This window comes from Micromonospora sp. RHAY321, from assembly GCF_023896955.1.
In the GTDB taxonomy this organism is placed as follows: domain Bacteria; phylum Actinomycetota; class Actinomycetes; order Mycobacteriales; family Micromonosporaceae; genus Micromonospora.
The window spans coordinates 212,792-238,807 of record NZ_JAMHIW010000005.1 but is presented as its reverse complement, the minus strand read 5'-3'; the positions used below and the strand labels follow the sequence as shown (position 1 = coordinate 238,807).

The window sequence follows — 26,016 nt, the reverse complement described above, 5'->3', positions numbered from 1 at the left end:
CGGCGCTCGTGACGCCGGGACGGCTCGCTGTGGCGGTCCGGTCGGTCGTCGGGTCAGACCGGGGTGACGCCGTGCCGGCGCCGGGAGAATTGCCGATCCTTGGTACGCGCGGCCGCGAACCGGCGGACCAGCTCGGCACGCAGGTCGTGCGGCTCGACGATGGCGTCCACGACCAGCTCGCTGGCGAGCCGGACGACGTCGATGTCCTGCTCGTACTCGGCGCGCTTCGCGGCGACGAAGGCTGCCCGCTCGGCCTCGTCCTCGATCGCCGCGATCTTGTTGGCGTAGACCGCGTTCACCGCGGCCTCGGCTCCCATCACCGCGATCTTCGCGCTGGGCAGAGCGATGGTGGCGTCCGGCTCGAAGCCGGGGCCGGCCATCGCGTAGAGGCCCGCGCCGTACGCCTTGCGGACCACCACGCAGATCTTCGGCACGGTCGCCTCGGAGATCGCGGTGATCATCTTGGCCCCGTGCCGGATGATGCCCTGCTTCTCAACGGCGCTGCCGACCATGAAGCCGGGTACGTCGCTGAGGAAGAGCAGCGGCACGTTGAACGCGTCGCAGAGCTGCACGAACCGGGTCGCCTTGTCGGCCGAGTCGACGAAGAGCACGCCGCCCTTGAACATCGAGTTGTTGCCGACCACGCCGACGACCTCGCCGTTCAGCCGGCCGAAGCCGATGGTCAGCTCCTTGGCCCACAGCGCCTGGATCTCGAAGAAGGAACCCTCGTCGAGCAGGCCCTTGACGTACCGCCGCATGTCGAACGCCTGCCGCTCGCTGGCCGGCACCAGCGCGGCCAGGTCGGCCTTCTCCGGCGCGGCGACCGCCTCGGCGGTCGGCGGTGTCTGGGTCCAGTTCGCCGGCAGGTAGGACAGGTAGCGGCGCACCACGTCGAGCGCGTCGGCCTCGGTCTTGCAGAGGAAGTGCCCGACGCCGGACTCGGCGGTGTGCACCTTCGCCCCGCCCATCGCCTCCAGCGTGGTCTTCTCGCCGGTGACCATCTCGACCATCCGGTCGGAGCCGAGGTACATGCTGGCGTTGCCGTCGACCATGGCCACCACGTCGCAGAACGCCGGGATGTACGCCCCACCGGCGGCGCTCGGGCCGAACAGCGCGCACACCTGCGGGATCGAGCCCGAGGCGCGCACCTGGTTCCAGAAGATCTTGCCGGCGCCGCGCCGGCCGGGGAACAGGTCGACCTGGTCGGTGATCCGGGCGCCGGCGGAGTCGACCAGGTAGACCATTGGCACGCTGGTGGAGTATGCGCGCTCGATGATCCGGATGATCTTCTCGACGGTGCGGGCGCCCCAGCTGCCGGCCTTGACGGTGGAGTCGTTGGCCATCAGGCAGACCTGCCGGCCGTCGATGGTGGCGGTGCCGGTGACCACGCCGTCGGCGGGCAGCCCTTCGGCGAGGGCGTTGGCGTAGAGGCCGTCCTCGACGAACGAGCCCTCGTCGACCAGGAGCGCGACACGCTCCCGGGCGAAGAGCTTGCCCTTGGCGGCGTTCGCCGCGTGGTACTTGTCCGCGCCACCGGATCGTGCCCGCTTGCGCAGCTGCTCCAGCGCCTCACCGTCGAGCGTCACGCTGACTCCCTCGCCGCACTGACCTGAACGATCGTTAGGCTAGCGCATCCGCGCGACGCTCGGCGACCCGTGGCCGGATCGGGGGCAACCTCGGCCGCGCGCTCAAGAGAGATATTGAAATACATGGATCTATATGGCTAGGCTCCTGACACCCCTCCCTCCCGGATTGGAGTCAGCGATGACCTCACGACTCAATCGGCTCGCCGTCGCGGTGCTCGCGACGGCACTGGCCACCCTCGGCGTCACGGTCGCCAACCCGTCGCCCGCGTCCGCCGCCATGACGATCTGCTACAACACCAGCCAGGCGGGAAGCTTCGCCGGCACCGCCAACCAGGCCGCCTCGATCTGGAACAACGCCACGTCCAACCTGACGCTCTCGGCGAACTGCGGCTCCAACCTGCGGATCTACCAGATCACCGGCGGCGGCTCGTACGCCGTCCGGACCAGCCTCGGCAACGGCCGGGTGTACATCGACACCCAGCAGGCCGCGCAGTACAGCCCGCTGCGGATCATGACCCACGAGATCGGGCACATCCTCGGCCTGCCGGACAACTACAACGGGAACTGCGCGCTCCTGATGTCCGGCGGCAGCGCCGGCACCAGCTGCACCAACCCGTACCCGAGCAGCGCCGAGGCGAGCCGGGTGACCAGCCTCTTCGCCGGCACCCGCATCGCCACCGAGCGCAGCACGGACCGCGCCGGGTCCGAGATCTTCCGCGACAGCTGGCCGACCGCGCTCACGTCCGTGAGCTGACCGACCGGGCACGACGGAGGGGTCGGCACCACGCCGGCCCCTCCCCGCGTTTCCGGACGGTCAGCTCGGCATCGGCGTCAGACGGGTGCGGGGACCGGCGCGCAGCACGCCCGACGGGAGCTTCTTGCCGAGCAGGTGCTCGGCCAGCTCGGCCGCCTCGATCAGGGCGGCCAGGTCGATGCCGGTGTCGATGCCCATGTCGTGCAGCATGTGCACGGCCTCCTCGGTGGCCAGGTTGCCGCTGGCCCCCGGCGCGTACGGGCAGCCGCCGAGGCCGCCCACGCTGGCGTCGAACTCGGTCACGCCCAGCTCCAGCGCGGTCAGCAGGTTGGCCAGCGCCGTACCCCGGGTGTTGTGGAAGTGCAGCAGCACCGGCACGTGCGCGTTGCGGTCGCGTACCGCCGTCAGCAGCTCGCGGACCCGGCGCGGAGTGCCCATGCCGGTGGTGTCGCCGAACGCCACCCGGTCCGCCCCGTCGCGGACCACCCGGTCCACGATTCCGGCCACCCGCTGCGGGTCGACGTCCCCCTCGTACGGGCAGCCGAAGCTGGTCGCCACGATCACCTCGACCCGCGCGGACGCCCCGTGCAGCAGGTCGATCAGCTCGGCGATGTCGTCCAACGACTCGTCGGTGGAACGGTTGACGTTGCGCCGGTTGTGCGTGTCGCTGGCCGAGACCACCACCTCGATCTCGGTGAACCCGGCGGCCAGTGCCCGCTGGGCGCCCCGCGTGTTGGGCACCAGTGCCGAGTAACGCACCCCGTCGGCCTTCACCGCCCGCTGCCACACCTCGTCGGCGTCGGCCATCTGGGGGATCGCCTTCGGGTGCACGAACGACACCGCCTCGATCCTGCGCACACCCGTGCCGGAGAGCGCGTCGAGCAGCCGCACCTTGGCGTCGGTCGGGATCGGGTCCTCGTTCTGCAGCCCGTCCCGCGGCCCGACCTCGCGGATCGAGACGGAATCTGGCAACTGGCTCATCGGTCACCTCGCTGTGACGTCGGATCGGGGTGGGGTTCGGCCGCTTTGCTCTGCTTCAACCAAGGCAACGGTGACCGTCCGATATCCGGACAACCGCTGTTGCGTCCAGGTAAGCAGAGCAAAGGGCGCGGGTACCAGTCTCGCCGGGCCGCCGGAACGACGACCCGGCCGGCTCAGCGCATGCGGGAGACGATGCCCGTGTCGTAGGCCCCGGAGAGGAACTCCTCGTTGTCGAGGAGCTCGGCGAAGAAGGGGACGTTGTTCTTCGGGCCCTCGATCTGGAAGGCGGCGACCGCGACCTTCGCGCGCTCGAGCACCTCGTCGCGGGTCGCGCCGCTGATGATCAGCTTGGCCATCAGGCTGTCGTAGAACGGGGTGACCGTGTTGCCCTCGGTGTAGCCGGAGTCCACCCGGACACCCTCACCCGTCGGCTCAACCCAGGTCCTGATCACGCCCGGGCCGGGCAGGAAACGCTTCGGGTCCTCGGCGTTGATCCGCATCTCGATGGCGTGCCCGCGCGGCACCAGCGCGTCCGGGTCGAAGGTCGGCGCCAGGCCCGACGCCACCCGCAACTGCTCCTCCACCAGGTCGACGCCGTAGACGTACTCGGTCACCGGGTGCTCCACCTGCAGCCGCGTGTTCATCTCCAGGAAGAAGAACTCGTTGGTCGCAGGATCGAGCAGGCACTCCACCGTGCCGGCGTTGCGGTAGCCCACCGCCTCACCGGCCCGCACCGCGGCGGCCAGGAAACGCTCACGCAGCTCCGGCGAGACCGCTGGAGAGGGGGACTCCTCGACCAGCTTCTGGTTGCGCCGCTGCACCGAGCACTCCCGCTCACCGAGCGCGATCACCCGGCCGTCGGCCAGGCCGAGGATCTGCACCTCGACGTGACGCACCCGGGGGAAGTACCGCTCGATCAGCACCGAACCGTCGCCGAACATCCGCTCGGCGAACGCGCGTACCTTGTCGTACTCGGTGCGCAGCGCGGCCTCGTCGACGGCCACACCCATGCCCATGCCGCCACCACCCGCAGCGGCCTTGACCATCACCGGGTAACCGATCCCGGCGGCGGCGGCCACCGCCGCGTCCAGGTCGGCGGCCGGGTCGGTGGTGCCGGGCGCGACCGGAACACCGGCCGCCGCCATCAGGTTCCGGGCGTTGATCTTGTCGCCCATCGCGGTGATCGCGTCCGCGCCGGGTCCGACCCAGATCAGGCCGCTCGACTCGACGGTACGGGCGAACTCGGCGTTCTCCGACAGGAAGCCGTAGCCGGGGTGGATGGCCTGCGCGCCGGTCGACTTGGCGGCGGCGAGGATCGCCTCGGTGTTGCGGTAGCTCTGTGCCGGATTCGGCGGGCCGACGAGGACCGCCTCGTCCGCCTCGGCGACGAACGGCAGGTCGGCGTCGGCCTCCGAGTACACCGCGACCGCGCGGATGCCGAGCCGCCTGGCGGTCCGGATGATCCGGCGGGCGATCTCGCCCCGATTGGCGACCAGCAGTGACTCGATCATGATTCCTCCCAGCGTCCAGGATTTGGGACGGTTGTCAGGGAACCATGACCGGTGCCGTGCTGACGAGTCGGCTCAGGCGAGCAGCGCGGCCAGGGTGGCGCCGCGCAGCAGCTCGGCGCGGCGTCGACGGTCCACCTCACCACCGAGGAAGGGGGTCGAGTTCATCAGGCCGAACGCGGCGTGCGCCAGCACCCGGGCCTCGCCGTCGGGCATGCCGGGGTGCAGGGCCGTGAGGACCGTCACCCACTCCTCGACGTAGAGCCGCTGCAGGCGGCGGATCCGCCGCCGCGGCTCCTCGGGCAGGCGGTCCAGCTCATGGAGGTGCAGCGCGATCACCGCCGGGTTGGCCAGCGCGAACTCGACGTGGAAGTCGATCAGCGACTCCAGCGCGCCACGCGGGTCATCGGGGTGCCCGGCGGAGCGTTCCCGACCGCCGGCCAGCAACCCGTCGCTGACCGGGATCAGCGCGGCGGCCAGCATGGCCTCCTTGCCGGCGAAGTGGTGATAGAGCGCCGGTCCGGTGACCCCCGCGGCCGCGCCGATGTCGTCCATCGACACGCCGTGGTAGCCGCGCGCGGCGAACAGACCGACCGCGATCTCCAGGATCTCGTCCTTGCGGGACCGACGCCGGCCCGCACCCGCCGCACCCCGTGCCTGCTGCTCCACCGTCACCGGGCAAGCCTAGACCGCGATCTGCCCGCCGGTGGAGCGGTGGTTACCGCCCGGTTGCGCACGCCTCCGGGCTTGACCCTCGACCCGGTCGAACCCGCACCGTCACCGGTATGACCTCCTCCGCTCTCGGTCGGGACTTCCGGCTGCTCTGGTCCGCCGCCGTCTCCTCCCGGTTCGGGGACGCGCTGCGGACGCCGGCGCTGGCGCTGCTGGCCGCGACGCTCACCCGCGACCCCCGGGTCATCGCAGCGGTCACCGTGGCCGGGCAGCTGCCGCCACTGCTCTTCGGCCTGCTCGGCGGCGTCTACGCCGACCGCTGGGACCGGCGACGCACGATGGCCCTGGTGGACGGGGCACGCGCCGCCGTGGTGGCTGCGCTGGCCGTGGCGGTCGCCCTCGACCGGGCGGGGGTCGCGGTGCTGCTGGTGGCCGCGTTCCTGCTCGCCGCGCTCGGCACCCTCTTCGACTCGGCCTCGTTCGCGCTGCTCCCCGCGCTGGTACCGCCGGCAGCGCTACCCCGGGCGAACGGCCGGCTCCAGGCGGGCACCGCAGTGGCCGGCGGATTCCTCGGCGCGCCCGCCGCCGGCGTGCTCTTCGCCACCGCCCCCGCCCTCCCGTTCACCCTCGACGCCGTGACCTTCGCCGTGGCCGCCCTGCTCGTGCTGGCCCTCGCCCCGACCACCGCTCCGGCCGCCACGGAAGCGCGGCGCGGATCGGTGTGGGGCGAGATCGCCGAAGGGCTGCGCTGGCTGCGCGCACACCGGACCCTGTGGCGGGTCACCCTGCTCGCGGCCGCCAGCAACCTCGCGATCAGCGGGCTGCTGGCGGTGCTGGTGCTCTACGCGCTGGACGTGCTGCGGGTGCCACCAGCCGGGTACGGGCTGTTCGCCGCCAGTGCGATCCTCGGCGGTGTGGCCGGGGCGCTCGGGGCGGGTCGCCTCGCCGCCCGGCTCGGCACGGTGCCCGCGCTGTGCGCGGTGCTCGCCGCGCAGACCGTCGCGTTGACCGGGTTCGCGCTGGCCCGGCATCCGGTGCCGGGCGGGTTCGCGTTGGCCGTCTTCGCCGCCGGCACGGTGGTGTGGAACAGCCTGTGGGCGTCGTACGGGCAGCAGCACGTGCCGGCCAGGCTGCTCGGTCGGGTGGGTGCCGCCCAGCGGATGGTCGGGTTGCTCACCGCACCGGTCGGCGCGGTGCTCGCCGGGCTGGTCGCGTCGGCACACGGAACGGTGCCGGTGGCGGGTGCCACTGCCGGCACGTTCGCGCTGGTCACCCTCGCGGCGTCGTGGGCACTGCGACCGGCGTCGCCGGCTGACGCGCCCACCAGCGGCGGGACAGCAGCCCGGCCAGCGCCGCACCCGTCGCGTTGAGCAGCACGTCGTCCATCGAGGAGACCCGGCCGAGGTCCAGGGCGTACTGGAGGGACTCGACCAGCAGCGAACCGGCCGCGCCGAGCAGGAAGAGCCGACCGACGCTGGCCAGGGCGGCGAGGCGTACCGGGGCGAAGAAGCCCAGGGCGGCGAAGACCAGCAGGTTGCCGACCACCTGCACCACGACGGTCGTCGGCGGCCCGGTGAGCAGGTCGGCCAGGTCACGCAGTGGCACCGGGTCGACCTGGCGCGGCGCGTCGCGCGGGGTGAGGATCATCCACACCCAGGGCAGGGTGCCGGCGACCGCGCCAACCTCGGCGGTGCTGCGTCGCCACGCCTGACCGGTCGGCACGTCCCGCCTCAGCCGGGCGAGCCCGGCGGTGACCAGGACCAGCAGCGGCAACCCGGCGAGCACGGCGAGCAGGACGTCGCCCCAGTCCCGCCAGACCTGACCCACGAGGCGCAGCCTAGCCCTGCGTGCGTTCCCGGTGGGACAGCCCGGACAGGCGAAGCGCGATCCGTCGGCGGGCCGGCGGTACGGCACCGAGCAGCCGGAGCAGCACGTCACGGACCGGGCGGCGGGCCGGCGAGAGGGTGGCCAGCCGGGTCAGCCCGGCGGCGAAGCTCAGCACGTCCTCGGCCATCGGGCGTTGCCGGGCCGTGTAGTCGTCGAGCAGCGTCTCAGGCCCGCCGTCGAGCACGTCGGCCAGCGCGGTGCCGAGGGCCACCGCGTCGCAGATGCCGAGGTTCATGCCCTGCCCGCCGGCGGGGCTGTGCACGTGCCCGGCGTCGCCGGCCAGCAGCACCGGCCCGGACCGGAAGGTGTCGGCGATCCGGTGGTGCACCCGGAAGCGGGAACCCCAGAGCACCTCGGTGACCCGGTCGGGCCGCCGTGCCGGGCCGCGCTCGTCGAGCAGCGCCTGGACGTAGGCCGCATCCGGCTCGGCCGGGGCCGTCGCCACGGCGGCGACCAGCCGGACCACCCCGTCCGGGAGCGGTGCCCAGATCAGCGGTCCGGAGCGGGCGAGGAAGAGCGCCGCCTCGTCGCGGGGCAGGGTGCTGTGCACGCGGACATCGGCGAGCACGAAGGACTCCTCGTCGCTCGGGCCGGTGAAGCCGATGCCGGCCAACCGACGGACCGTGCTGTGCAGGCCGTCCGCGCCGACCACGAACCCGGCGCGCAGCGCCGCACCGTCGATCCGGGCGCGCACCCCGTCGCCGGTCCGACTCAGGCCGGTCAGCCGGCACGGTCGCCGCACCTGGACGCCGCGGTCGGCCAGTTGCCGGGCGAGCACCGCCTCGGTGATCGCCTGGGAGACCAGCAGCGCGTAGGGAAATCGGGACGGCAGTTGGTGGAACGGGACCGACAGCAGCACCCGGTCCCGGTCGCGCACGGTGAAGCGCGGGGCCCGTACCCCCTGGGCGACCAGCGGCGCGGCGGCACCGATCCGGTCCAGCACCTCCAGGGTGTACGCGTGCACGACGGCCGCCCGCGAGGTCGACGGCGGTTCGGCCAACTGGTCCAGCACGGTCACCTCGAACCCGCGCCGGGCGAGTGTCAGTGCGGTGGCGAGGCCGGTGGGGCCGGCGCCCACCACCAGAACGTCGGTACTCGTGGGCAGCATGGCCACCTCCGGAAATGCCGTTGCCAACACATGTTGGCAAACACTTGTTGGCGACGCTAGGACGACCCTCGTTGTGTGTCAACAGTTGTTGGCCTACGGTCGTTGACATGACAGCGCCCGCCCACCCGAACCGCCCGCGCCGCTCCGACGCCACCCGCGCGGCGATCCTGCGGGCAGCCCGCGAACGGTTCGCCGCGGACGGGTACGAACGCGCCACGATCCGGGCCATCGCCGCCGACGCCCGGATCGACCCGTCGATGGTGATGCGCTACTACGGCAGCAAGGAGGGGCTGTTCGCGGCGGCGGCTGAGTTCGACCTACGGCTGCCCGACCTGACCGCCGTGCCTCCGGGGCAGTTCGGCGAGGTGCTGATCCGGCACTTCCTCGCCCGGTGGGAGGGCGACGAGACGCTGGCGGCGCTGCTCCGGGCGGCCAGCACCAATCCGGGCGCGGCCGAACGCATGCGCGGCCTCTTCGCCGACCAACTCGTCGCAGCCGTCTCCACGTTCGGTACCGACCCGGCCACCACCGCGCGACGCGCCGGCCTGGTGGCCAGCCAGGTCCTCGGCCTCGCCTTCACCCGTTACATCGTCCGCCTACCGCCAATGGTGGACGTGGATCCGGAGGAACTGGTTTCCTGGGTCGCACCGACCCTGCAGCGCTACCTGACCGGGCTGCCGGAGAACTGACCCAACCTTTTCCCCCTCCCCGTGCGTCTGGCAGGTGACGCGGCAACGCGACGGCCGGGAGGTGGGCGGATGGGACCGGCGGCAGACGACGGGCGCGAGAGCTACCTCGCCTTCGTGGAGAGCCACCAGCACCGGCTGCTGCGCGCGGCGTACCTGATCTGCGGCAACCGCCACCAGGCCGAGGACCTCCTCCAGGACGCGCTGCTGAAGCTGGCGCTGCGCTGGGCCTCGGTCCGCGACGGTGACCCCGCCGCGTACGTGCGAGCCATCCTCTACCGGGACACGGTGTCGTGGTGGCGTCGCCGGCGTCGGGAATGGCTCAGCGCCGACCCGCCGGAGCAGACGGCTCCCGATCGCGACGGCGCGCTGCGGCTGACGATGCACCACGCGCTGGGCCTGCTGCCACCCCGGCAGCGGGCCGTGCTGGTGCTGCGCTACTACGAGGATCTGACCGAGGTCGCCACCGCCGAGGCGCTCGGCGTGACCGTCGGCACCGTGAAGAGCCAGTGTCATGCGGCCCTGCGCCGACTCCGCGAGGTCGCTCCGGACCTCGCCCGGGACGCCCGGTCGGGCCGAGGCCCGGCGACGCCCGGCGACCTGCCCACCGGCCTGGAGGTGAACCCGTGAACGAGCAGGACCTGCGTCGGCTGCTGACCGTCAGCGTCGAGGACGTCCGGCCCAGCCACCCGGCGGTGGCCGGTTGGGAACGGGCCCGGCGCACTCGGCGTACCCGCCGGGCCGTCGGCACGGTTGCCCTGGCCGTGGTGCTGGTCGGCGGCGGCACGGTTGCCGCCCTGCGACCGCCCGCCAACCCACCGCCGGACCATTCGGTGGCCCCGACCCCGACCGTCGCGCCCACCCACGCCGGGCCGGTGGTGCAGGCCCCCGCCGAGCTGACCTTCCCACCCGACCCGCTGTCCCGGCTCGGTGACCCGGCGACCGTGCCACTCTCCGCGCGCCCGGTCCAGCGGGCGTTGGCGCTGTTCCAGCCGATGGATCAGGAGTACCGCGCGGACGGCCCGGTCCGGATCCTCGGCGACGACGGCGTGGTGCGCAGTCTCGACGTGGTGACCCCGGCACCCACTCGGGACGAGGACGGCAACCAGGCGCCGGCCGTGAAGCCCGGGGTGCTGTCGCCCGACGGTCGGTCGGCCGCGTTCGCACAGACCAACGAGCTGATCATGGTGGACCTCACCGCGGCGACCGTGCGCCGGATCCCGCTCGACGGCTACCTGGAGCTGGTGGTCTGGGCGAGCGACCGGGTGCTGGTCGGCGGTGACGACCGGACGTACGCGGTGGACCGGATCACCGGCTCGGCGAGCGAGGTCGACGTGTCGATCTGGGATCTGGTCGCACCCGACCCGGCGGCCGGCCGCCAGGCGGCGCTCGTCGAGGTGGGCGGCGAGCGGGACGGCCTGATGCTGCGTAGCCGGACCGCCCGCGAGGGCAGCGTGCGCTCCGAACAGAAGGTCACCGGCACCGCGATGCCGGTGCCGTACCAGGTCAACGAGTTCTACGGCCGGGGTTGGTTGCACGGCGAGCGACTGGCCCGGGCGGCGTGGATCACCAACAGCCAGATCGACGGGGCCGAGGGGGTGGCCGTGCTGGACGCCCGCACCGGCGCGGTGACCCACATGCTCGACCTGGGCCGGGACCGGACGAAGGGCTGCTGCGACGTGCTGGGCTGGGACAACCAGGGTGCCGTACTGCTCCGCCTGCAACCGGCCGGCGTGGCGCGCTGGCACCCGGAGACCGGTGAGGTCACCGGCGTTGTCCGCGACCTGAACGGGGTGGTGGCGCTGGCCGGTTGAGCCCTCGTCCCCGCGCGGCCGGAGGGTCGCGCGGGGACGGGTGCTGCGGCGGGACCGCCGGGTCGGTCAGGCGGCGAGGCCGCCGGGTCGGTCAGGCGGCGAGGCCGCCGGGCTGGTCGCCCTTCACGACGGGAGCCCGGACCAGGTTGCCCCACTCGGTCCACGAGCCGTCGTAGTTGCGCACCTGCGGGTAGCCCAGCAGGTGCCGCAGCACGAACCAGGTGTGGCTGGACCGCTCACCGATCCGGCAGTACGCGATCACGTCGTCGTCCGGGCTCAGTCCGAGCTGGTCGGCGTAGATCGCGCGCAGCTCGTCGCGCGACTTGAAGGTGCCGTCGTCGTTGGCCGCCGACTTCCACGGCTTGCTGACCGCACCCGGGATGTGCCCGCCGCGCAGCGCGCCTTCCTGCGGGTAGTTCGGCATGTGCAGCGTCTCGCCGGTGTACTCGCCCGGCGACCGGACGTCCACCAACGGCCGACCGGCGGCGATGTGCGCCATCACCTGCTCGCGGTAGGCCCGCAGCGGTGCGTCGTCGCGCTCCGACACCGGGTACGCGGCGCGCGGTCGACTCGGCTTGTCGCGGGTCAGCTCGCGCCCTTCGGCGATCCACTTCTGCCGGCCGCCGTCGAGCAGCCGTACGTCGGCGTGGCCGAAGAGCGAGAAGACCCAGAGGGCGTACGCGGCCCACCAGTTGAAGTTGTCGCCGTAGAAGACGACGGTGTCGCCCCGGCCGATGCCCTTGGCGGCGCACAGCTCGGCGAAGCTCTTGGCGTCCAGGTAGTCCCGGGTCACCTGGTCGTTCAGCTCCAGGTGCCAGTCGACCTTGACCGCACCCGGGATGTGACCGGTGTCGTAGAGCAGCACGTCCTCGTCGGACTCGACAACCACGAGACCCTCGTCGCCCAGGTGCTCGGCCAGCCACTCGGTGGTGACCAGCCGCTGCGGGTCCGCGTAGGACTGGAGGCGGGGATCAGGATCGCTCGGCACAGACATGATCCCCAAGGTACGCCGGATCCCGGCCCGCCGGCCGGCCATCGGTAATCGGGTGCCGCGGATGTGACCGTCGGCACGACGGACCACAGGGGATGGGCCTCGGTGTCAGGCCCGCCGGTGCACCAGCCGGCCGGCGACGACAGCGGCGAGGCAGGTGCCGTCGGCGGCGAAGACAGCCAGGTCGGCACGGGCGGACGGCACCAGGGCCTGCGGCCGTACCTCGTCGAGCACCGCGACGTCGTTGCGGACCGCGGCGGCCCGCAACGCCGGCTCGGCCACGTGCGCGGCCAGGACCGCGGCAGCCCCGAGCTGGAACAGCGCGTGCACGCGTTCGCGTGGGCTGGGCGCGGGCGGCAGGGGACCGTCGTGCACCAGCGCCGGCCCGAGCGTGCCGGCCCATCGCCGCACCCGTACCTGCGGGTACGCCTGCGTCAGCTCGTCCAGTGACGCCACGGCCTCGATCCGGGAACCGGTCACCAGCACCGCCCGACCGGGGACCGGCTCGTCGTCCGGTGTCATCCGCAGCAGCGTGGCGGTGTGGATGGTCCGCACGATCAGTCGGCGAACGGCCCGAGCAGCGGACGCTTCGCGGTGACCCTGTCACCGGAGGAGCGGCCGGTCAGCCGCCGCTTGATCCACGGAGCCAGGTGCTGCCCCGCCCAGCGCAGGTCGGCCGCGCGGGCGGCGAGCCACGGGGAGGGCGCGGGGTGCGGTGGCACCATCAGCCACTCCTCGTCGCAGCCGACCCCGAGCGCGTTCAGCACCTGCCCGGCGACCCGACGATGACCGGCCGCCGAGAGGTGCAGCCGGTCGGTGCTCCAGAGCATCGGGTTGAGGAAGGTGTCGTCGGCGTACAGGTCGACCATGATGGCGCCGTGCCGCTCGGCGGTCTCGCCGACCGCCTGGTTGAGCAGTTGCACGCGGGGTGCGACGAGGCGCTGGCCGGGCAGTCGGGCCATCACGTCCGCGAACCGGAAGAGCAGCACGTCCGCGCCGCCCGAGCGCAGTTGCCGGACCACCTCGTCGAAGCGGGCGACGAGCGTGTCCGGGTCGAAGGTGCGGCGCAGCACGTCGTTGCCGCCGGCCGCGAAGCTGATCAGGTCGGGCTTCATCGCCACGGCGGCGGGCACCTGCTCGGCCACGACGCTGGGGAAGAGCCGACCGCGGATGGCCAGGTTGGCGTAGCGGAAGTCGGGGCCGGCCTCCGCCGCCAGCCGGGTCGCCACGAGGTCCGCCCAACCCCGGTAGGTGCCGTCCGGGTACGCGTCGTCCATACCCTCAGTGAAGCTGTCCCCGACCGCGACATAACTGCGCCAGCGCACCCGCGCCCCCTCACGCCACCCGTTGCCTGCGGCGACCAGTCTGTCACCGGATACGCGGCCGTCGGTGCCCCGAACCGGACGACGTGGCGGAGGTCATTGCTCGTCCGCGGGGTGCCTGCGACGCCTTGGTTGACCCGGTCGACATCCCGGAGGTCGGGCCATCCCCACCACCCGGACACCCCGACTTAACGGAAGCCGGGTCGATCACGCGAACAGCCTGCCCGTTTCGAGCACCCCTCGGCACAGGTCCGAATTGGGTCGCTCATCCCAGCTCACCGCTCGTAGGCTGCGCTGATGCTGCTACGCATGTCGACCCTGCTGCTGCGAACCCTGCGCGAGGACCCGGCCGACGCGGAGGTGCCGAGCCACCGGCTGCTGCTGCGCGCCGGCTACATCCGTCGCGCCGCACCGGGCGGCTACACGTGGCTGCCGCTGGGCAAGCTGGTGCTGGACCGGATCACCGAGGTGGTGCGCCGTGAGCTGATCGCGATCGGCGACCAGGAGGTGCACTTCCCGGCGTTGCTGCCGGCGGAACCGTACCGGAGCAGCGGCCGGTGGACGGAGTACGGCGACGACATCTTCACCCTCGCCGACCGGCGCGGCGCCGAGCACCTGTTGGCACCCACCCACGAGGAGATGGCGGCGCTGCTGGTCAAGGACCTGTTCACCTCGTACCGGGACTTCCCGGTGACGCTGTTCCAGGTGCAGACGAAGTTCCGCGACGAGGCACGGCCCCGGGCCGGTCTGCTGCGCGGCCGGGAGTTCCTCATGAAGGACGCGTACTCCTTCGACCTCGACGAGGCGGGGCTGCGCGACGCGTACGGACGGCACCGGGCGGCGTACCGGCGGATCTTCGACCGGCTGGGCCTGGACTACACGGTGGTGCACGCGATGTCCGGGGCGATGGGTGGCTCGGCGTCGGAGGAGTTCCTGGCCGCCACGCCGGTCGGTGAGGACACCTTCGTCGGCTGCACCGCCTGCGACTACGCGGCGAACACCGAGGCGGTCACCACCCCGGTGCCCGCCGCCGGTGACCCGGCCGCACAGCCGGCCGTCGAGGTCCACGACACGCCCGAGACCCCGACGATCGCCAGCCTGGTGGAGTTGGCCAACGCCCGCCGGCTGGGTGGCCGGGACGGCTGGACGGCCGCCGACACCCTGAAGAACGTCGTGCTGTCCGTACGTCAGCCGGGCACGGAGCGGGCCGAACCGCTGGTGGTGGGGGTTCCGGGTGACCGCGAGGTCGACCTGAAGCGCGTCGGTGCCGCCCTGCACCCGGCCCAGGTGGCCGTCTTCGACCAGTGGTCCGACCATCCGGAGCTGGTTCGCGGGTACATCGGGCCGCAACTGCTCGACAAGCTGGGCATCCGCTACCTGGTCGATCCGCGGGTCGTGCCCGGCTCGGCCTGGCTGACCGGGGCGAACGAGCCGGGTCGGCACGCGACGAACGTGGTCTGCGGCCGGGACTTCACGCCCGACGGCACGATCGAGGCGGCCGAGGTACGCGCCGGTGACCCGTGCCCCGACTGCGACGGCGGCGAGCTGACCATCCGGCGGGGCATCGAGATCGGCCACATCTTCCAGCTCGGCCGCCGCTTCACCGACGCGTTCGCGGTCGACGTGCTCGGCCCGGCGGGCAAGCCGGTCCGGCCGACCATGGGCTGCTATGGCATCGGCGTGTCCCGGGCGGTGGCGGCGATCGCCGAGCAGCACCACGACGATCGTGGGTTGGTGTGGCCGGCGGCGGTCGCGCCGTTGGACGTACACCTGGTCGTGGCGGGCAAGGGGCCGCAGCTCGACGCGGCGCTGGAGCTCGGCGGGCGGCTCGCCGACGCCGGCCTGCGGGTTCTCGTCGACGACCGGACGCACGTCTCGGCCGGGGTGAAGTTCACCGACGCGGAACTGGTCGGCATCCCGCGCACCGTCGTGGTCGGCCGCCGGCTGGCCGACGGGTACGTCGAACTGCGCGAGCGGGCCGGCGACGGACGCACCGAGCTGCACCTGGACGGCCTGGTGGAGCGACTGGTCCACGAGGTGCGCCGGGACCGTGGGAGCCTGGTGTAGCCATCGCACCACGGGGTACCGCAGTTCGATCGGGTGGAAACGTCTTCGGAGGCTCTCATGACCGGTTACCGGGTCAGCGACGTGATGACCAAGCAGGTGGTCTACCTGCCGGCGGAGACCACCCTGGACGAGGCGGCCAGGGTGATGAAGGAGGCCGACATCGGCGACGTGGTGGTCACCGACGGCGCCAGCCTCGCCGGCATGCTCACCGACCGTGACATCGTGGTCCGGGCGGTGGCCGAGAACAGCTCACCCGCGGCCACCACCATCGGCTCGATCGTCACCCGCGAGGTCGTCATGATCGAGCAGCACTGCACGGCGGGCGAGGCGGCGGCGCTGATGCGCGATCGGGGCATCCGGCGGGTGCTGGTCTGTGACACCGACCGCAAGCTGGTCGGCATCGTCTCGCTCGGCGACCTGGCCATGCAGCTCGACCCCACCAGCGCCCTGAGCGAGATCAGCGAGCAGTCCCCGACCGTTTGAGGTGCGGGGAAAGGCCCCCGCCGACAGCGGTAGCCTCGACGCATGGCTGACATGCCCGCCCGACTGGCCGAGATCGTCGACGAGTTCGCCTCCGCACCGCGTGAGCTGGTGCTGGAGATGTTGCTGGAGTACGCCGACGTCATCCCGCCGCTGCCGGCCGACGCCACCGACCGCGAGGGCATGGAGCAGGTGCCGGAGTGCCAGACCTCGTTCTTCCTGCGCGCCCGGGTGACGCCGGAGCGGACCGTCGAGACGCTGTTCGACTGTCCGCCGGAGGCACCGACCACCCGGGCGTTCGCGGGGATCCTCGCCGAAGGGCTGGCCGGCGCGAGCGCCGAGGAGGTGCTGGCCGTGCCGGACGACCTCTACCAGCGGATGGGGCTGGCCCAGGCGATCAGCCCGCTGCGGGTACGCGGCGGCACCGCGATCCTGGGTCGGCTCAAGCGTCAGGTCCGGGAACAACTCGGCTGAGCTGGCAGTTGCCACCGATCATGGAGATCGAGATCTACGCGGACGTCGTCTGCCCGTGGTGCTACATCGGCAAGCGCCGGCTGGAGCAGGCCCTCGCCAGCTACGACGGCGACGTGACCGTCCGCTACCGGCCGTTCCAGCTCGACCCGTCGCCGGTGTCGGAGCCCCGCCCGCTGGTGGAGGCGATGGGCGCCAAGTTCGGTGGTCCGGAGCGGGCCCGGCAGATGTTCGCCCACGTGACTGAGGTCGCGGCGGGTGACGGGCTGCGGCTGGACTTCGACCGTGCGGTGATCGCGAACACCTTCGAGGCGCACCGGCTGGTCTCCTATGCCGCCGACCACGGCCTGGCGGCCGAGATGGTGGAGGCGCTCTACCAGGCGCACTTCACCCAGGGCGTCGATGTCGGTTCCCGCGAGGCGCTGGCCACGCTTGCCGGCGGGATCGGCCTGGACGTCGCCGACGTGCGCCGGTTCCTCGACTCCGACGAGCGTACCGCCGAGGTCGCCGCCTAGTTGGCCGCCGCCCGGGAGTTGGGCGTCACCAGCGTGCCGACCTTCGTGCTGGCCGGGAAGTACGCGGTCACCGGCGCCCAGGATGCGCAGACGTTGCTCGCCGCGCTCGCCGAGGTCGAGCAGCGCGAGTCCGGGGCGCACTCGCACTGAGCACGGCACCCGGCATCGACACGCGTGATGTTTCACGTGCAACGACATCGATGCCGGTGCCCGGTCACGCCGGCCTGGCCAGACCCTCCACCACCTGCGCGCCGGGCAGCGCGCCCAGCGCCGGCCCGGGCAGGGCGATCTTGCTGTGCCGCACACCGGATCCAATGATCACGTGTGGAGTGGCGATCACCCGCGCGTCGACCAGGATCGGCCACTGCGCCGGCAACCCGATCGGGGTGATCCCGCCGTACTCCATGCCGGTCAACTCGACCGCGTCGTCCATCGGGGCGAAGCTCGCCTTGCGGACGTCCAGCGCCCGGCGGGCCACGCCGTTCACGTCGGCCCGGGTGGTGGCCAGGATGATGCAGGCCGCGTAGCGGACCACACCCTCGCGCTTGCCCGCCACCACGACGCAGTTGGCTGACACGTCCAGCCCCACCTCGTACGCCGCGCAGAAGGCGGCGGTGTCGGCCAGGTCGGCGTCGATCGGCGCGACCAGCACGTCGTCGACGTTCACCGGCGCGTCGGCCGGCCACTCGGAGATGGCCGCCGCCACCGGCGGGGCGAGCAGGTCGAGGCGGACACGGGCCGGTTCGGTCTTCAGCGTTCCCATCACGGGTGCGATCCTCGCAGGTGTGCGGGCGGGCCGCCCGGCGACTCCGGAGCCGCGACACGACACCACCCGTCCGGGCCGAACCGATCGGCGGCTCAGCTCCCGGCGAGGAAGGCGTTGTCGCGCAGGAAGGTGCGGTCACGGGACGCGGCCAGCTCCTCGGCGCGTTGGGCCTTGGCCCGTTGCAGCTCCAGGTCCTCCAGCGCGTGCCGGACACCCAGCCGGATCACGCCGTAGAGGAAGACGAAACCGAAGACGTAGAGGATCACGGTGACGACGACAGCGAACATGGCGTCACCGTAAGGCGAATGTGAACCGGGTTTCCTCTCATCTCCGCCCGGTTCCCCCGTACGTGTCAGCGAGATGGTCGGCCCAGGTGCGTACGCCTCGGGGCAGCGCCTCGGTGACCAGCCCGCCCGCGCGCAGCTCGCGACCGAGGCGGCCGGGGATCCGCACCGGCAGCAACGGCCGCCGTGAACCCCGGGCCTGCCGCCAGGCGCGGACCGCCTCGTCGAAGCGGAGCACCTGCGGTCCGCCGAACTCCTCGATCCCGCCCAGCGGGCCGGCGAACAGCCGGGCCGCCAGCCGGGCCGCCACCTCGGCCGGGTCGACCGGCTGGGCGAGCACCGCCCTGTCCCCGATCACCGGACCCAGCCGCGCGCTGGCGGTCAGCAGATCGTCCAGGAACTGCGGGAACTGGGTGGCCCGCAGCACCGACCAGGGCACCGGGCCGGCCGCGACGACCTGCTCGGCGGCGAGCTTGTGCCGGTAGTACGGGATGGGCACCCGGTCCACTCCGACGATCGAGATGTAGACCAGGTGCTGGACGCCGGCCGCGCCGGCCGCGACGACCAGCCGGCGGGTGCCGAGGACGTCCACCTGGTAGGTCTGCCGACCCCGCGGCGAGGAGGCCAGGTGCAGCACCGCGTCCACGCCGGCCACCGCCTCGGTGAGCCCGTCCCCGGTGGCCAGGTCGGTCACCACCCACTCCACCCCGGAGCCGGTACGCGGCCGTCGGCTGGCGGCCCGGACGTCGACCCCGTCGTCGCGCAACCGGGTCAGCACCGCGCTGCCCAGGTGGCCGCCCGCCCCGGTGACCAGAACCCTCATCTCGTCCTCCCGTCCCGCCGCGAACCACGGCATCCGTCCGCCCGCTGAGCCGTCACCCGCTGATGACGGCGTCCCGACACGGCCCGTGACCGGGTGTGCGACTGCTCACCCAGACCGGATCAGGTCCAGCACGGTCAGCACCGCGAAGAACCCGATCAGCAGCTCGTTGACCACCCAGGCGTGTCCCTCGGCCCATGCCCGCATCCGGGCCAGCACCCGCGCGGCGCGACGCCCCAGCAGGAGCAACGCCAGCAACGGAAGGGCCAGCAGGGTCACGGTGAGCAGCACGAACGGCAGCAGGTGCCACCACGGCAGGTCGTGCCGGGCCACGCTCGCGCCGACCGCCGCCATGGTCAGATCGTCGGTGGGCGTCGCCACGAAGAGCAGTGCACCCAGTCGCAGTGCCCAGCGCGGGTCGGCGTGCCCGATACTGCCCAGCCACCGTGGCGGCGCGGACCGGTTCCGACGCAGCCAGACCACCACGGCCAGGATGAGCAGCAGGGCGAGCACCACCAGGTCGATGGCGGGGCCGCGGTCGACCCGGCCGGCGACGGCGCTGGCGTCGGTGGCCACGCCGCCCACCAGCCGGGTGAGCAGCCAGCTCACGGTCACCCCGGCGGCGACCACCAGCCCGGCGCCGGCGAGGAAGCCCAGCGAGGCGGCCCGGGGCCGGTCCGACGAGGCGAGGAAGACCGCCACGACCAACTGGGTCCCGGCGACCATCACCACGGCCAGTGGCAGGACGGTCAGGAAACTCATCGCCCCGCCATCCTCCCGGCCGACCGGGACCGGACGCCGTCGAATCTGCGGATCAGCCGCCCAGCCGTGCCGTCCCGCCCACCACCACCCGGCCGGCCAGCAGCGCACCGAGCAGCGCCAGGCCGGCGGCGACCGCCAGCGTCGCCGCGTAGCTGGCCGGGCCGGGCGCGCTACCGGCCGCCAGCACCGCCCCGGTGAGCGCCAGCACGGTCGCCGCGAAGAGCGAGTCGCCCAGTTGCAGTGATGAGCTGTTGCGGCCCTGTTCCCCGGGGGCGGACAGCTCCAGGGTGAGCACCGACAACGACGGGTAGAGCAGACCCATGCCGAGGCCGGCGACCGCCCAGCCCAGCACGGCCACGGCCACCGGCAACTCGGGCCGGACGGCCAACGCCACCGTGGCGGTACCGACCGTGATGCAGCTCAACCCGGCCCGGGGCAGGCTGGCGCGGGACGCCGGCAGGGGGATCCGGCCCTGCACCCACGAGCCCACCGACCAGGCCAGTGCCCCGACCGTGAGCACCAGCCCGGCGGCGGTCGGTGACAGACCTCGCTCCCGGGAGAGCATCAACGGGATGACGACCTCGGCGCCGACGAACGCCGCCGAGGCCAGACCCCGCAGCCCGATCACGGTGGGCAGACCTCGGGCCGCCCGGAGGAACCCGGCCGGCAGCAGGCGCGGGGCGCAGACCAGCAGGCCGGCCACGGCGAGCGCGATCAGCGCCAGGGCTGCCGGACCGCGCTGCTGTCCCCCGATGTGCAGCAGTGCGGCGCTCGCCCCCGCCCCGCACGCCCAGCCGATCCGGGCCACCGCGCCGGCCGGCGGCCGGGTCGGCGTGCTCCGGTCGAGCGACCGCAGACCGGGGTGGACCAGCAGCACCGCCGGCACCGCCACCGCCGGCACCGCCAGGAAGACCCACCGCCAGCCCAGGTGCTCCACGATCAGGCCGGCCAGCGCCGGCCCGATCAGCGACGGGACGACCCAAGCCGCCGCGAACGCCGCGAAGATCCGCCGGTGCAGCTCCTCCGGGTACGCGTGCCCGACGATCACGTAGAGCGCCACCGAGAGCAGCCCGGAGCCGAAGCCCTGCACCACCCGGCCGACGACCAGTGCGCTCATCACCGGGGCGGTCCCGGCGATCAGCAGTCCGACCACGAACCAGGCGACGCCGTGCCACATCGGCCCCCGGGGCCCCCGCGCGTCGCACCAGATGCCGGAGACCACCATGGCCAACACGCCCGCGGCGAACGGGCCACCGAAGGCGATCCCGTACAACGCCAGCCCGTCCAGGCTGCGAGCCACGGTCGGCATCGCCGTGCCGACCGCGAGCGCCTCGAACGCGAGCAGCGAGATCAGGGCGACGCTGCCCACCGTCATCGCCCGCAGTCTGGGTGCGAACAGTCCCGGTGGGGCCGCCGGTACGGCGGTGGCGGATGGACTCGGCATGGACGAGAGCCTGCGACCTCAACCCGGATTCATGTCAATCAGAGGTGGCGTGGCTCTCGTCAGGCGTTCTCCAACGCACCTCCGAAGCCCCGCACCAGCCCTGAAAGATGCTGGTCGGCCAGAAGGTGACCGGCGGTGATCACCAGGGCCAGCGGCCACTCGATGACCTGGAGCGCGGCGAGCAGCCCGAGCCCGGCGTAGTAGGCGAGCTTGTCCGGCGGTGGAACCGCCATCTCACCCAGCATCGGCACGTCCACCCGCCGGCTGTACATCTGGACGGTCTCGCGCGAACCGTTGAGGTGTCGGGTCAGTGTGCTCATTCCGGCCTCCCCCGTGTCCGGTGACGTTCGCGGGATTCCACCGCCCACGCCGTCCATGCCCCGCCGACGACGGAAAGTTCCGCTGCCCGGAGGGCATAACGGATGCCAGGTCGGGAAGCCAGGCCGCCGGACGCGAGGCGGTGGGAGGACGAGATGACCGACGGCAGAACTGGCAGCAGCGGGGAGCGTTCGTCCTGCCGTACGCCTCGATGACGGCCGCAGGTCGCGCGGTCGGCCGTCTGCTGCCGTCCATCGGCGTGCCGCACCTGGTCGGCGAGGCGTCCCGGACGGTGGGTTCGGCCGCGACCCGACTGGCCCGGACTGCCGGGCTCACCCGGCGTCGGGTCTGGTCCCGACCCGGGCGACACCACATCGAGGTGCACGGCGTCTGCCAGGACGGCGGCGACCGGCTGGCCCGGCAGGTGGAGGGCGCGCTGGAGCGGCTGCCCGGGGTGGCCTGGGCCCGGGTGAACGCCCCGTCCGGCCGGGTGGTGGTCGCCGTACAGGACCCCGAGCCGAAGCTGCGCGACCTCATCACCACGATCGCGCGGGTCGAGAAGACCTGCGACCACGAACCTGATCCGGAGATCCCACCGCCGCACCCACCGGAGGAGGGGCCGCGCACCCCGCGCACCCTGGGTGCGCTCGCCTCCGACGCGCTGGGCCTCACCCTCTCGGCGGCCACCCGGCTCCTGCCGTTCGCGCCGGTGCCCGGCGAGGTCGCCGGGCTGCTCGCCGCGGTGGACCTGCAACCGAAGCTGCACGCGCTCGCCGGCCGAGGGCTGCGCGCCGACCCTCGCGCCGACATCATCTTTCCGCTCGCCGAGGCGGTGGTGCAGGGTCTGGCCGGGGGCTGGGCCGGGATCGTCGTCGACGGCGCGCAACGGATCGTGCAGTGGGGTGAGGCACGAGCCCAGCTCGCCGCGTGGGAGCGGGCCGAGCCGCGGCTCACCGGCGCCCCGGAGCGCGCCGAGGCACGCTGGCCGGTGGCCGGGCGCCCACGGCCGAAGCCGGACGGCCCGGTCGAGCGGTACGTCAACCGGTCGCTGGCCGCCGGCGCGGCGGCCGCTGCGGCGGCCGCACCGTTCGCTGGACGCAAGAGGGCCGCCGCGCTGGGTCTGTCCGCGCTGCCCAAGGCCCCGGGCAGCGGACGCGAGGGGTACGCCGCCCAGCTCGGTCAGATCCTGGCCCGACGCGGGGTCATCGCGATGGACCGGGGCGTGCTGCGGGAGCTGGATCGGATCGACACGCTGGTGCTGGACGCGGCGGTGCTCGGCTCGGACCGGGGCGTGCTCGCCGACCTCGCCCCGGCGCACGGAGTGGACGTCGACCAGGTGGCGGAGCGGGCGTTCGCGCTGTTCGACCCGGCCGATCCGGGCGGCTCCCGAGGTGCGGACGGTTGGCGGCTCGGGCCGCTGGACCAGCTGCCCGCCAGCGACCCCGGTGACATCCCGGACAGCGATCGGCTGCGAACCGCCGGCGGCCAACTGGTCGGTCTGGCCCACGGCGACCGGCTGGCCGCGTTGCTGCGGGTCGAGCCGGAGCCCGCGCCGGGCGTCGACGGCCTGCCGTCCGTCGCCCGGCAGGCCGGTCTGCGGCTGGTCGTGGCCGGCGGCGACGAGCAGCGGTACGGCTTCGCCGACGCGATGTTGCCCGGCGGAGACCGGCTGACCGAGTCGGTACGCGCGTTGCAGCGCGACGGGGCGGTGGTGATGCTGGTGTCCGGGGACCGGACGGCGCTCGGCGCGTCCGACTGTGGCCTCGGAATGTCCGCTCCGGAGGAGCTGCCACCGTGGGGTGCGCACCTGCTGGTCGGCGCGGACCTGCGGGTGGTGGCCCTGCTGATCGAGGCGACCGGGGTGGCCCGGCGGATGACCGAGCAGAACATCCGGCTGAGCATGGCCGGCACCGGTCTCGGTGCGCTCGGTGCGTTCACCGCCGCACCGGCCCAACTGCCCCACCGCGCGCTGGTCGCGGTGAACGGCGCCTCCGGGTTGGCCTTCGCACACGGGGTCTGGCGGGCGAGGCGGCTGCCCGATCAGTCGGACACTCCGGCGCCGGTGGCGACGGCCTGGCACCTGATGCCGGTCGGCGGCGTGTTCGACCGCCTCGGCACCGGACCGGACGGCCTGGACAGCGCGGAAGCACGGCGCCGCCACGACGGAGGCGGCGCGACCGGCGGTGACGCACCCGGAGGCGGCGGACTTCTGCGCGCCTTCGTGGACGAACTGGCCAACCCGCTCACCCCGGTGCTGGCCGCCGGGGCGGTGCTGTCCGCGTCGTTCGGCTCGCTGGTCGACGCCGCGCTGGTGGGCAGCGTGGTCGGCGGGTCCGCGCTGATCGGTGCGGTGCACGAGCGCAACACCGAACGGTCGCTGGCGGAGCTGCTGTCCCGTTCGGCCGTGACCGCCCGGGTCCGCCGCGACGGCGCCGAGCGGGTGGTCGCCGCCGAAGACCTGGTCCTGGGGGACGTCATCACGCTTGAGCCGGGTGACTCGGTGCCCGCCGACTGCCGGGTGCTCGAATCGGTGGGGCTGGAGGCGGACGAGTCATCGCTGACCGGCGAGTCGCTGCCGGTCGCCAAGACCGACCGTCCGGTGGTCGCCGCCTCCGTCGCCGACCGGCACTCGATGTTGTACGAGGGCACCACCGTCGCCGCCGGGCACGGAACTGCCGTGGTGGTGGCGCTCGGCACCGACACCGAGGCCGGGCGCAGCCTGGCGCTGGTCCGGCAGGCGCCACCGACCAGTGGGGTCGAGGCGCGGCTCGGCTCGTTGACCAGTCTCGCCATCCCGTTGGCCGCCGGTTCGGCGGTGGCGGTGGCCGGCGCGGGTCTGCTCCGGGGCGTACCGCTGGCCGAGACGGCCGCGACCGCCGCGAACCTGGCCGTGGCGTCGGTGCCGGAGGGGTTGCCGTTCCTGGTCAGTGCCGCGCAGCTGGCGGCGGCCCGGCGGCTGGCCGAGCACGGCGCGTTGGTCCGCAACCCGCGAACGATCGAGGCGCTGGGTCGGGTGGACGTGCTGTGCTTCGACAAGACCGGCACCCTCACCGAGGGCCAGCTGCTGCTCGCCGGGGTCGGCGACGGCGTGGCCGACCGGTACGCCCCGGTGGACCGGCTGGACGACCGGCTCCGGTTGACGCTGGCCACGGCGTTGCGGGCCACCCCCGCCGCGGCCAACCCGGAGGAGCTGGTGCTGCAGACCGACCGCGCGGTCCGCAAGGGTGCCGCCGTCGCGGGGGTGGTGGAGCAGACCGGCGCCGACGGCTGGCGGGCTGTCGGCGGGCTGCCGTTCGAGCCGTCCCGCGGGTACCACGCGAGCATCGGTGAGACCGGCGACCACCTGCTGTTGAGCGTCAAGGGCGCCCCGGAGTCGGTGCTGCCACGCTGCTCGGCACGGCGTACCGACGGCCGCCGGGAGCCGCTGGACGACGCCGGCCGCGCGGAGTTGCAGCGGGTGCTCGCCGACCGGGCCGGGGCGGGGCACCGGATCCTGGCCGTCGCCGAGTGCCAGGTGGACGACCCCACGGTGTCCGACGGGGACGTCCGGGGCCTGACCTTCGTGGGGTTCCTGGCCCTCGCCGACGGGGTCCGGGAGAGCGCGGCCCCGGCGGTGCGCCGGATCCGGCAGGCCGGCGTGCACACCATCATGATCACCGGCGACCATCCGGCGACGGCCGAGGCGATCGCCGCCACCATCAGCGAGCACGACGAGCAGCGGGTGGTCACCGCCGGCGAGCTCGACCAGTTGGACGACGAAGCGCTCGCCAAGCGGTTGGCCCGTACGGATGTCGTGGCCCGCTGCACCCCGGCGCACAAGGTGCGGATCATCCAGGCGTTGCAGAAGTGCGGGCGAACCGTGGCGATGACCGGTGACGGCGCCAACGACGCCCCGGCGATCCGGCTGGCCGACGTCGGCATCGCCCTCGGCCAGCGGGGCACCCCGGCCGCACGGGCCGCCGCCGACCTGGTCGTCACCGACGACCGGCTGGAGACCATCATCGCGACCCTGGTCGAGGGTCGGGCGATGTGGTCGTCGGTGCGGCACGCGCTCAGCATCCTCGTCGGCGGCAACCTCGGCGAGATCGCGTTCAGCGTGCTCACCGCCGCGGTGACCGGCCGCTCCGCGCTCACCGGACGGCAGCTTCTGCTGGTCAACCTGCTCACCGACCTGGCGCCGGCGCTGGCCATCGCGATCCGCCCGCCCGCCTCGGACCGCACCGACAGCCTGCTCCGGGAGGGCCCGGACGTGTCGCTCGGCGAGACCCTGACCAGGGAGATCGGCTTGCGGGCAGGCGCCACCACGCTGGGCGCCACCGTCGGCTGGACGCTTGCCCGGTACACCGGCCGCCGTCAGCGGGCCGGCACGGTCGCGCTGGTCTCCCTGGTCGGCACCCAGCTGGGCCAGACCATCCTGGCCGGCGGCACCAGCCCGGCGGTGCTGGCGTCCACGGCGGCGTCGCTGGGAGCGCTGGTCGTGGTCGTGCAGACACCGGGGTTGAGTCAGTTCTTCGGGTGCACCCCGCTCGGACCGGTTGGTTGGACGATGGGGGCCGGCTCCGCGCTCGGTGCCACCTTCGCCAACGGCGCGCTCACCCGGCTGATGGAGCACCTGCCCCAGACCCGATCCGACGCTGCCGGGAAGCCGCCGGCCGACGATGGCGAACCGGGGTCGGACACCGGAGCGTCCACGGCGGACGGCGGAGGCGCGAGCGCGTCCGCCGGTTGACCCCCGGCCCTCCGCATGGCCGGGGCCACGCGGGGTACGGCAGGGGCCAGG

At 73.3% G+C, this 26,016-nt stretch carries 24 protein-coding genes and 1 pseudogene; 10 read left to right on the top strand and 15 right to left on the bottom strand.

Going from position 1 to position 26,016, the window contains the following annotated elements; all coding sequences use genetic code 11:
• Nucleotides 1-53 precede the first annotated feature (53 nt).
• Nucleotides 54-1,586: an acyl-CoA carboxylase subunit beta gene (locus M8C17_RS14620; protein ID WP_252416987.1), complete on the bottom strand. Its 1,533-nt coding sequence runs from the start codon at nucleotides 1,584-1,586 to the stop codon at nucleotides 54-56.
• A 178-nt stretch (nucleotides 1,587-1,764) separates the two neighbouring features.
• Between M8C17_RS14620 and M8C17_RS14615 the strand changes: the two genes are divergently transcribed.
• Complete coding sequence (locus M8C17_RS14615; RefSeq protein WP_252416986.1) at nucleotides 1,765-2,340, top strand: snapalysin family zinc-dependent metalloprotease; 576 nt, start codon at nucleotides 1,765-1,767, stop codon at nucleotides 2,338-2,340.
• Nucleotides 2,341-2,400: 60 nt separating this feature from the next.
• Here the strand turns inward: M8C17_RS14615 and M8C17_RS14610 are convergent, their stop codons facing one another.
• The 3 genes from M8C17_RS14610 to M8C17_RS14600 form a co-directional block, all read right to left on the bottom strand.
• Complete coding sequence (locus tag M8C17_RS14610; RefSeq protein WP_252417154.1) at nucleotides 2,401-3,312, bottom strand: hydroxymethylglutaryl-CoA lyase; 912 nt, start codon at nucleotides 3,310-3,312, stop codon at nucleotides 2,401-2,403.
• Nucleotides 3,313-3,494: 182 nt separating this feature from the next.
• Nucleotides 3,495-4,832, bottom strand: a complete 1,338-nt coding sequence (locus M8C17_RS14605) for an acetyl/propionyl/methylcrotonyl-CoA carboxylase subunit alpha (protein ID WP_252416985.1) — start codon at nucleotides 4,830-4,832, stop codon at nucleotides 3,495-3,497.
• Between the two features lie 72 nt (nucleotides 4,833-4,904).
• Nucleotides 4,905-5,504 carry a TetR/AcrR family transcriptional regulator gene (locus M8C17_RS14600; protein ID WP_252416984.1) on the bottom strand — a complete coding sequence of 200 codons (600 nt, stop codon included), beginning with the start codon at nucleotides 5,502-5,504 and terminating at the stop codon, nucleotides 4,905-4,907.
• Between the two features lie 110 nt (nucleotides 5,505-5,614).
• Here M8C17_RS14600 and M8C17_RS14595 point away from each other — a divergent pair, with 110 nt between their 5' ends.
• Entirely contained in the window at nucleotides 5,615-6,871 is a 1,257-nt protein-coding gene (locus tag M8C17_RS14595; protein WP_252416983.1) for an MFS transporter, read from the top strand.
• Here the strand turns inward: M8C17_RS14595 and M8C17_RS14590 are convergent.
• Complete coding sequence (locus M8C17_RS14590) at nucleotides 6,771-7,328, bottom strand: VanZ family protein (protein ID WP_252416982.1); 558 nt, start codon at nucleotides 7,326-7,328, stop codon at nucleotides 6,771-6,773. The genes M8C17_RS14595 and M8C17_RS14590 overlap by 101 nt on opposite strands.
• A 10-nt stretch (nucleotides 7,329-7,338) precedes the next feature.
• Entirely contained in the window at nucleotides 7,339-8,496 is a 1,158-nt protein-coding gene (locus tag M8C17_RS14585) for an FAD-dependent oxidoreductase (RefSeq protein ID WP_252416981.1), read from the bottom strand.
• 107 nt (nucleotides 8,497-8,603) lie between these two features.
• On the opposite strand from M8C17_RS14585, the gene M8C17_RS14580 reads away from it, so the two are divergent.
• The 3 genes from M8C17_RS14580 (at nucleotide 8,604) to M8C17_RS14570 (ending at nucleotide 10,996) form a co-directional block, all read left to right on the top strand.
• The gene (locus tag M8C17_RS14580; RefSeq protein WP_252416980.1) at nucleotides 8,604-9,185 is read left to right on the top strand and encodes a TetR family transcriptional regulator; all 582 of its coding nucleotides are present in this window, start codon (nucleotides 8,604-8,606) and stop codon (nucleotides 9,183-9,185) included.
• Nucleotides 9,186-9,254: 69 nt separating this feature from the next.
• Entirely contained in the window at nucleotides 9,255-9,812 is a 558-nt protein-coding gene (locus tag M8C17_RS14575; RefSeq protein WP_252416979.1) for a SigE family RNA polymerase sigma factor, read from the top strand.
• The gene (locus M8C17_RS14570; RefSeq protein ID WP_252416978.1) at nucleotides 9,809-10,996 is read left to right on the top strand and encodes a hypothetical protein; all 1,188 of its coding nucleotides are present in this window, start codon (nucleotides 9,809-9,811) and stop codon (nucleotides 10,994-10,996) included. Before M8C17_RS14575 ends, M8C17_RS14570 begins: the two co-directional genes overlap by 4 nt.
• 91 nt (nucleotides 10,997-11,087) lie before the next feature.
• Here the strand turns inward: M8C17_RS14570 and M8C17_RS14565 are convergent, their stop codons facing one another.
• The 3 genes from M8C17_RS14565 to M8C17_RS14555 all read right to left on the bottom strand — a co-directional run bounded on the left by M8C17_RS14565 (nucleotide 11,088) and on the right by M8C17_RS14555 (nucleotide 13,312).
• Nucleotides 11,088-11,990: a sulfurtransferase gene (locus tag M8C17_RS14565; protein ID WP_252416977.1), complete on the bottom strand. Its 903-nt coding sequence runs from the start codon at nucleotides 11,988-11,990 to the stop codon at nucleotides 11,088-11,090.
• Between the two features lie 105 nt (nucleotides 11,991-12,095).
• Complete coding sequence (locus M8C17_RS14560; protein WP_252416976.1) at nucleotides 12,096-12,542, bottom strand: hypothetical protein; 447 nt, start codon at nucleotides 12,540-12,542, stop codon at nucleotides 12,096-12,098.
• Between the two features lie 2 nt (nucleotides 12,543-12,544).
• Nucleotides 12,545-13,312, bottom strand: coding sequence for an SGNH/GDSL hydrolase family protein (locus M8C17_RS14555; protein ID WP_252416975.1), 768 nt, complete (start codon nucleotides 13,310-13,312; stop codon nucleotides 12,545-12,547).
• Between the two features lie 294 nt (nucleotides 13,313-13,606).
• On the opposite strand from M8C17_RS14555, the gene M8C17_RS14550 reads away from it, so the two are divergent.
• From M8C17_RS14550 to M8C17_RS14535, 4 genes and pseudogenes are all read left to right on the top strand, one after another.
• The gene (locus M8C17_RS14550; protein ID WP_252416974.1) at nucleotides 13,607-15,376 is read left to right on the top strand and encodes a proline--tRNA ligase; all 1,770 of its coding nucleotides are present in this window, start codon (nucleotides 13,607-13,609) and stop codon (nucleotides 15,374-15,376) included.
• A gap of 57 nt (nucleotides 15,377-15,433) precedes the next feature.
• On the top strand, nucleotides 15,434-15,859 hold the full coding sequence (locus M8C17_RS14545; RefSeq protein ID WP_252416973.1) for a CBS domain-containing protein: 426 nt from the start codon (nucleotides 15,434-15,436) through the stop codon (nucleotides 15,857-15,859).
• A 42-nt stretch (nucleotides 15,860-15,901) separates the two neighbouring features.
• Nucleotides 15,902-16,330: a SufE family protein gene (locus M8C17_RS14540; RefSeq protein WP_252416972.1), complete on the top strand. Its 429-nt coding sequence runs from the start codon at nucleotides 15,902-15,904 to the stop codon at nucleotides 16,328-16,330.
• Nucleotides 16,331-16,350: 20 nt separating this feature from the next.
• A pseudogene (locus tag M8C17_RS14535) lies at nucleotides 16,351-16,992 on the top strand (DsbA family protein).
• A 64-nt stretch (nucleotides 16,993-17,056) separates the two neighbouring features.
• Here M8C17_RS14535 and M8C17_RS14530 read toward each other — a convergent pair.
• The 6 genes from M8C17_RS14530 to M8C17_RS14505 form a co-directional block, all read right to left on the bottom strand.
• Nucleotides 17,057-17,605 (bottom strand): YbaK/EbsC family protein, encoded by a 549-nt coding sequence (locus tag M8C17_RS14530; RefSeq protein ID WP_252417153.1) that lies wholly within the window; start codon nucleotides 17,603-17,605, stop codon nucleotides 17,057-17,059.
• Between the two features lie 95 nt (nucleotides 17,606-17,700).
• Nucleotides 17,701-17,895 carry a hypothetical protein gene (locus M8C17_RS14525; RefSeq protein WP_252416971.1) on the bottom strand — a complete coding sequence of 65 codons (195 nt, stop codon included), beginning with the start codon at nucleotides 17,893-17,895 and terminating at the stop codon, nucleotides 17,701-17,703.
• A gap of 37 nt (nucleotides 17,896-17,932) precedes the next feature.
• Nucleotides 17,933-18,715, bottom strand: coding sequence for an SDR family oxidoreductase (locus M8C17_RS14520; protein WP_252416970.1), 783 nt, complete (start codon nucleotides 18,713-18,715; stop codon nucleotides 17,933-17,935).
• A 105-nt stretch (nucleotides 18,716-18,820) separates the two neighbouring features.
• Nucleotides 18,821-19,474, bottom strand: coding sequence for a GAP family protein (locus M8C17_RS14515; RefSeq protein WP_252416969.1), 654 nt, complete (start codon nucleotides 19,472-19,474; stop codon nucleotides 18,821-18,823).
• 52 nt (nucleotides 19,475-19,526) lie between these two features.
• Nucleotides 19,527-20,918 (bottom strand): MFS transporter, encoded by a 1,392-nt coding sequence (locus M8C17_RS14510; protein ID WP_252416968.1) that lies wholly within the window; start codon nucleotides 20,916-20,918, stop codon nucleotides 19,527-19,529.
• A gap of 59 nt (nucleotides 20,919-20,977) precedes the next feature.
• Nucleotides 20,978-21,295 carry a hypothetical protein gene (locus M8C17_RS14505; RefSeq protein WP_252416967.1) on the bottom strand — a complete coding sequence of 106 codons (318 nt, stop codon included), beginning with the start codon at nucleotides 21,293-21,295 and terminating at the stop codon, nucleotides 20,978-20,980.
• A gap of 152 nt (nucleotides 21,296-21,447) precedes the next feature.
• Between M8C17_RS14505 and M8C17_RS14500 the strand changes: the two genes are divergently transcribed.
• Entirely contained in the window at nucleotides 21,448-25,965 is a 4,518-nt protein-coding gene (locus tag M8C17_RS14500; protein WP_252417152.1) for a cation-translocating P-type ATPase, read from the top strand.
• Nucleotides 25,966-26,016: the final 51 nt, after the last annotated feature.

Bases quoted from the DNA above. Each gene is read 5' to 3' on its own strand.
- M8C17_RS14580 (WP_252416980.1), top strand. From the start codon at position 8,604: ATGACAGCGCCCGCCCACCCGAACCGCCCGCGCCGCTCCGACGCCACC.
- M8C17_RS14505 (WP_252416967.1), bottom strand. From the start codon at position 21,295: ATGGACGGCGTGGGCGGTGGAATCCCGCGAACGTCACCGGACACGGGG.
- M8C17_RS14510 (WP_252416968.1), bottom strand. From the start codon at position 20,918: ATGCCGAGTCCATCCGCCACCGCCGTACCGGCGGCCCCACCGGGACTG.
- M8C17_RS14525 (WP_252416971.1), bottom strand. From the start codon at position 17,895: ATGTTCGCTGTCGTCGTCACCGTGATCCTCTACGTCTTCGGTTTCGTC.
- M8C17_RS14585 (WP_252416981.1), bottom strand. From the start codon at position 8,496: ATGCTGCCCACGAGTACCGACGTTCTGGTGGTGGGCGCCGGCCCCACC.
- M8C17_RS14500 (WP_252417152.1), top strand. From the start codon at position 21,448: ATGACGGCCGCAGGTCGCGCGGTCGGCCGTCTGCTGCCGTCCATCGGC.
- M8C17_RS14615 (WP_252416986.1), top strand. From the start codon at position 1,765: ATGACCTCACGACTCAATCGGCTCGCCGTCGCGGTGCTCGCGACGGCA.
- M8C17_RS14550 (WP_252416974.1), top strand. From the start codon at position 13,607: ATGCTGCTACGCATGTCGACCCTGCTGCTGCGAACCCTGCGCGAGGAC.
- M8C17_RS14515 (WP_252416969.1), bottom strand. From the start codon at position 19,474: ATGAGTTTCCTGACCGTCCTGCCACTGGCCGTGGTGATGGTCGCCGGG.
- M8C17_RS14540 (WP_252416972.1), top strand. From the start codon at position 15,902: ATGGCTGACATGCCCGCCCGACTGGCCGAGATCGTCGACGAGTTCGCC.
- M8C17_RS14520 (WP_252416970.1), bottom strand. From the start codon at position 18,715: ATGAGGGTTCTGGTCACCGGGGCGGGCGGCCACCTGGGCAGCGCGGTG.
- M8C17_RS14575 (WP_252416979.1), top strand. From the start codon at position 9,255: ATGGGACCGGCGGCAGACGACGGGCGCGAGAGCTACCTCGCCTTCGTG.
- M8C17_RS14605 (WP_252416985.1), bottom strand. From the start codon at position 4,832: ATGATCGAGTCACTGCTGGTCGCCAATCGGGGCGAGATCGCCCGCCGG.
- M8C17_RS14530 (WP_252417153.1), bottom strand. From the start codon at position 17,605: ATGGGAACGCTGAAGACCGAACCGGCCCGTGTCCGCCTCGACCTGCTC.
- M8C17_RS14595 (WP_252416983.1), top strand. From the start codon at position 5,615: ATGACCTCCTCCGCTCTCGGTCGGGACTTCCGGCTGCTCTGGTCCGCC.
- M8C17_RS14565 (WP_252416977.1), bottom strand. From the start codon at position 11,990: ATGTCTGTGCCGAGCGATCCTGATCCCCGCCTCCAGTCCTACGCGGAC.
- M8C17_RS14545 (WP_252416973.1), top strand. From the start codon at position 15,434: ATGACCGGTTACCGGGTCAGCGACGTGATGACCAAGCAGGTGGTCTAC.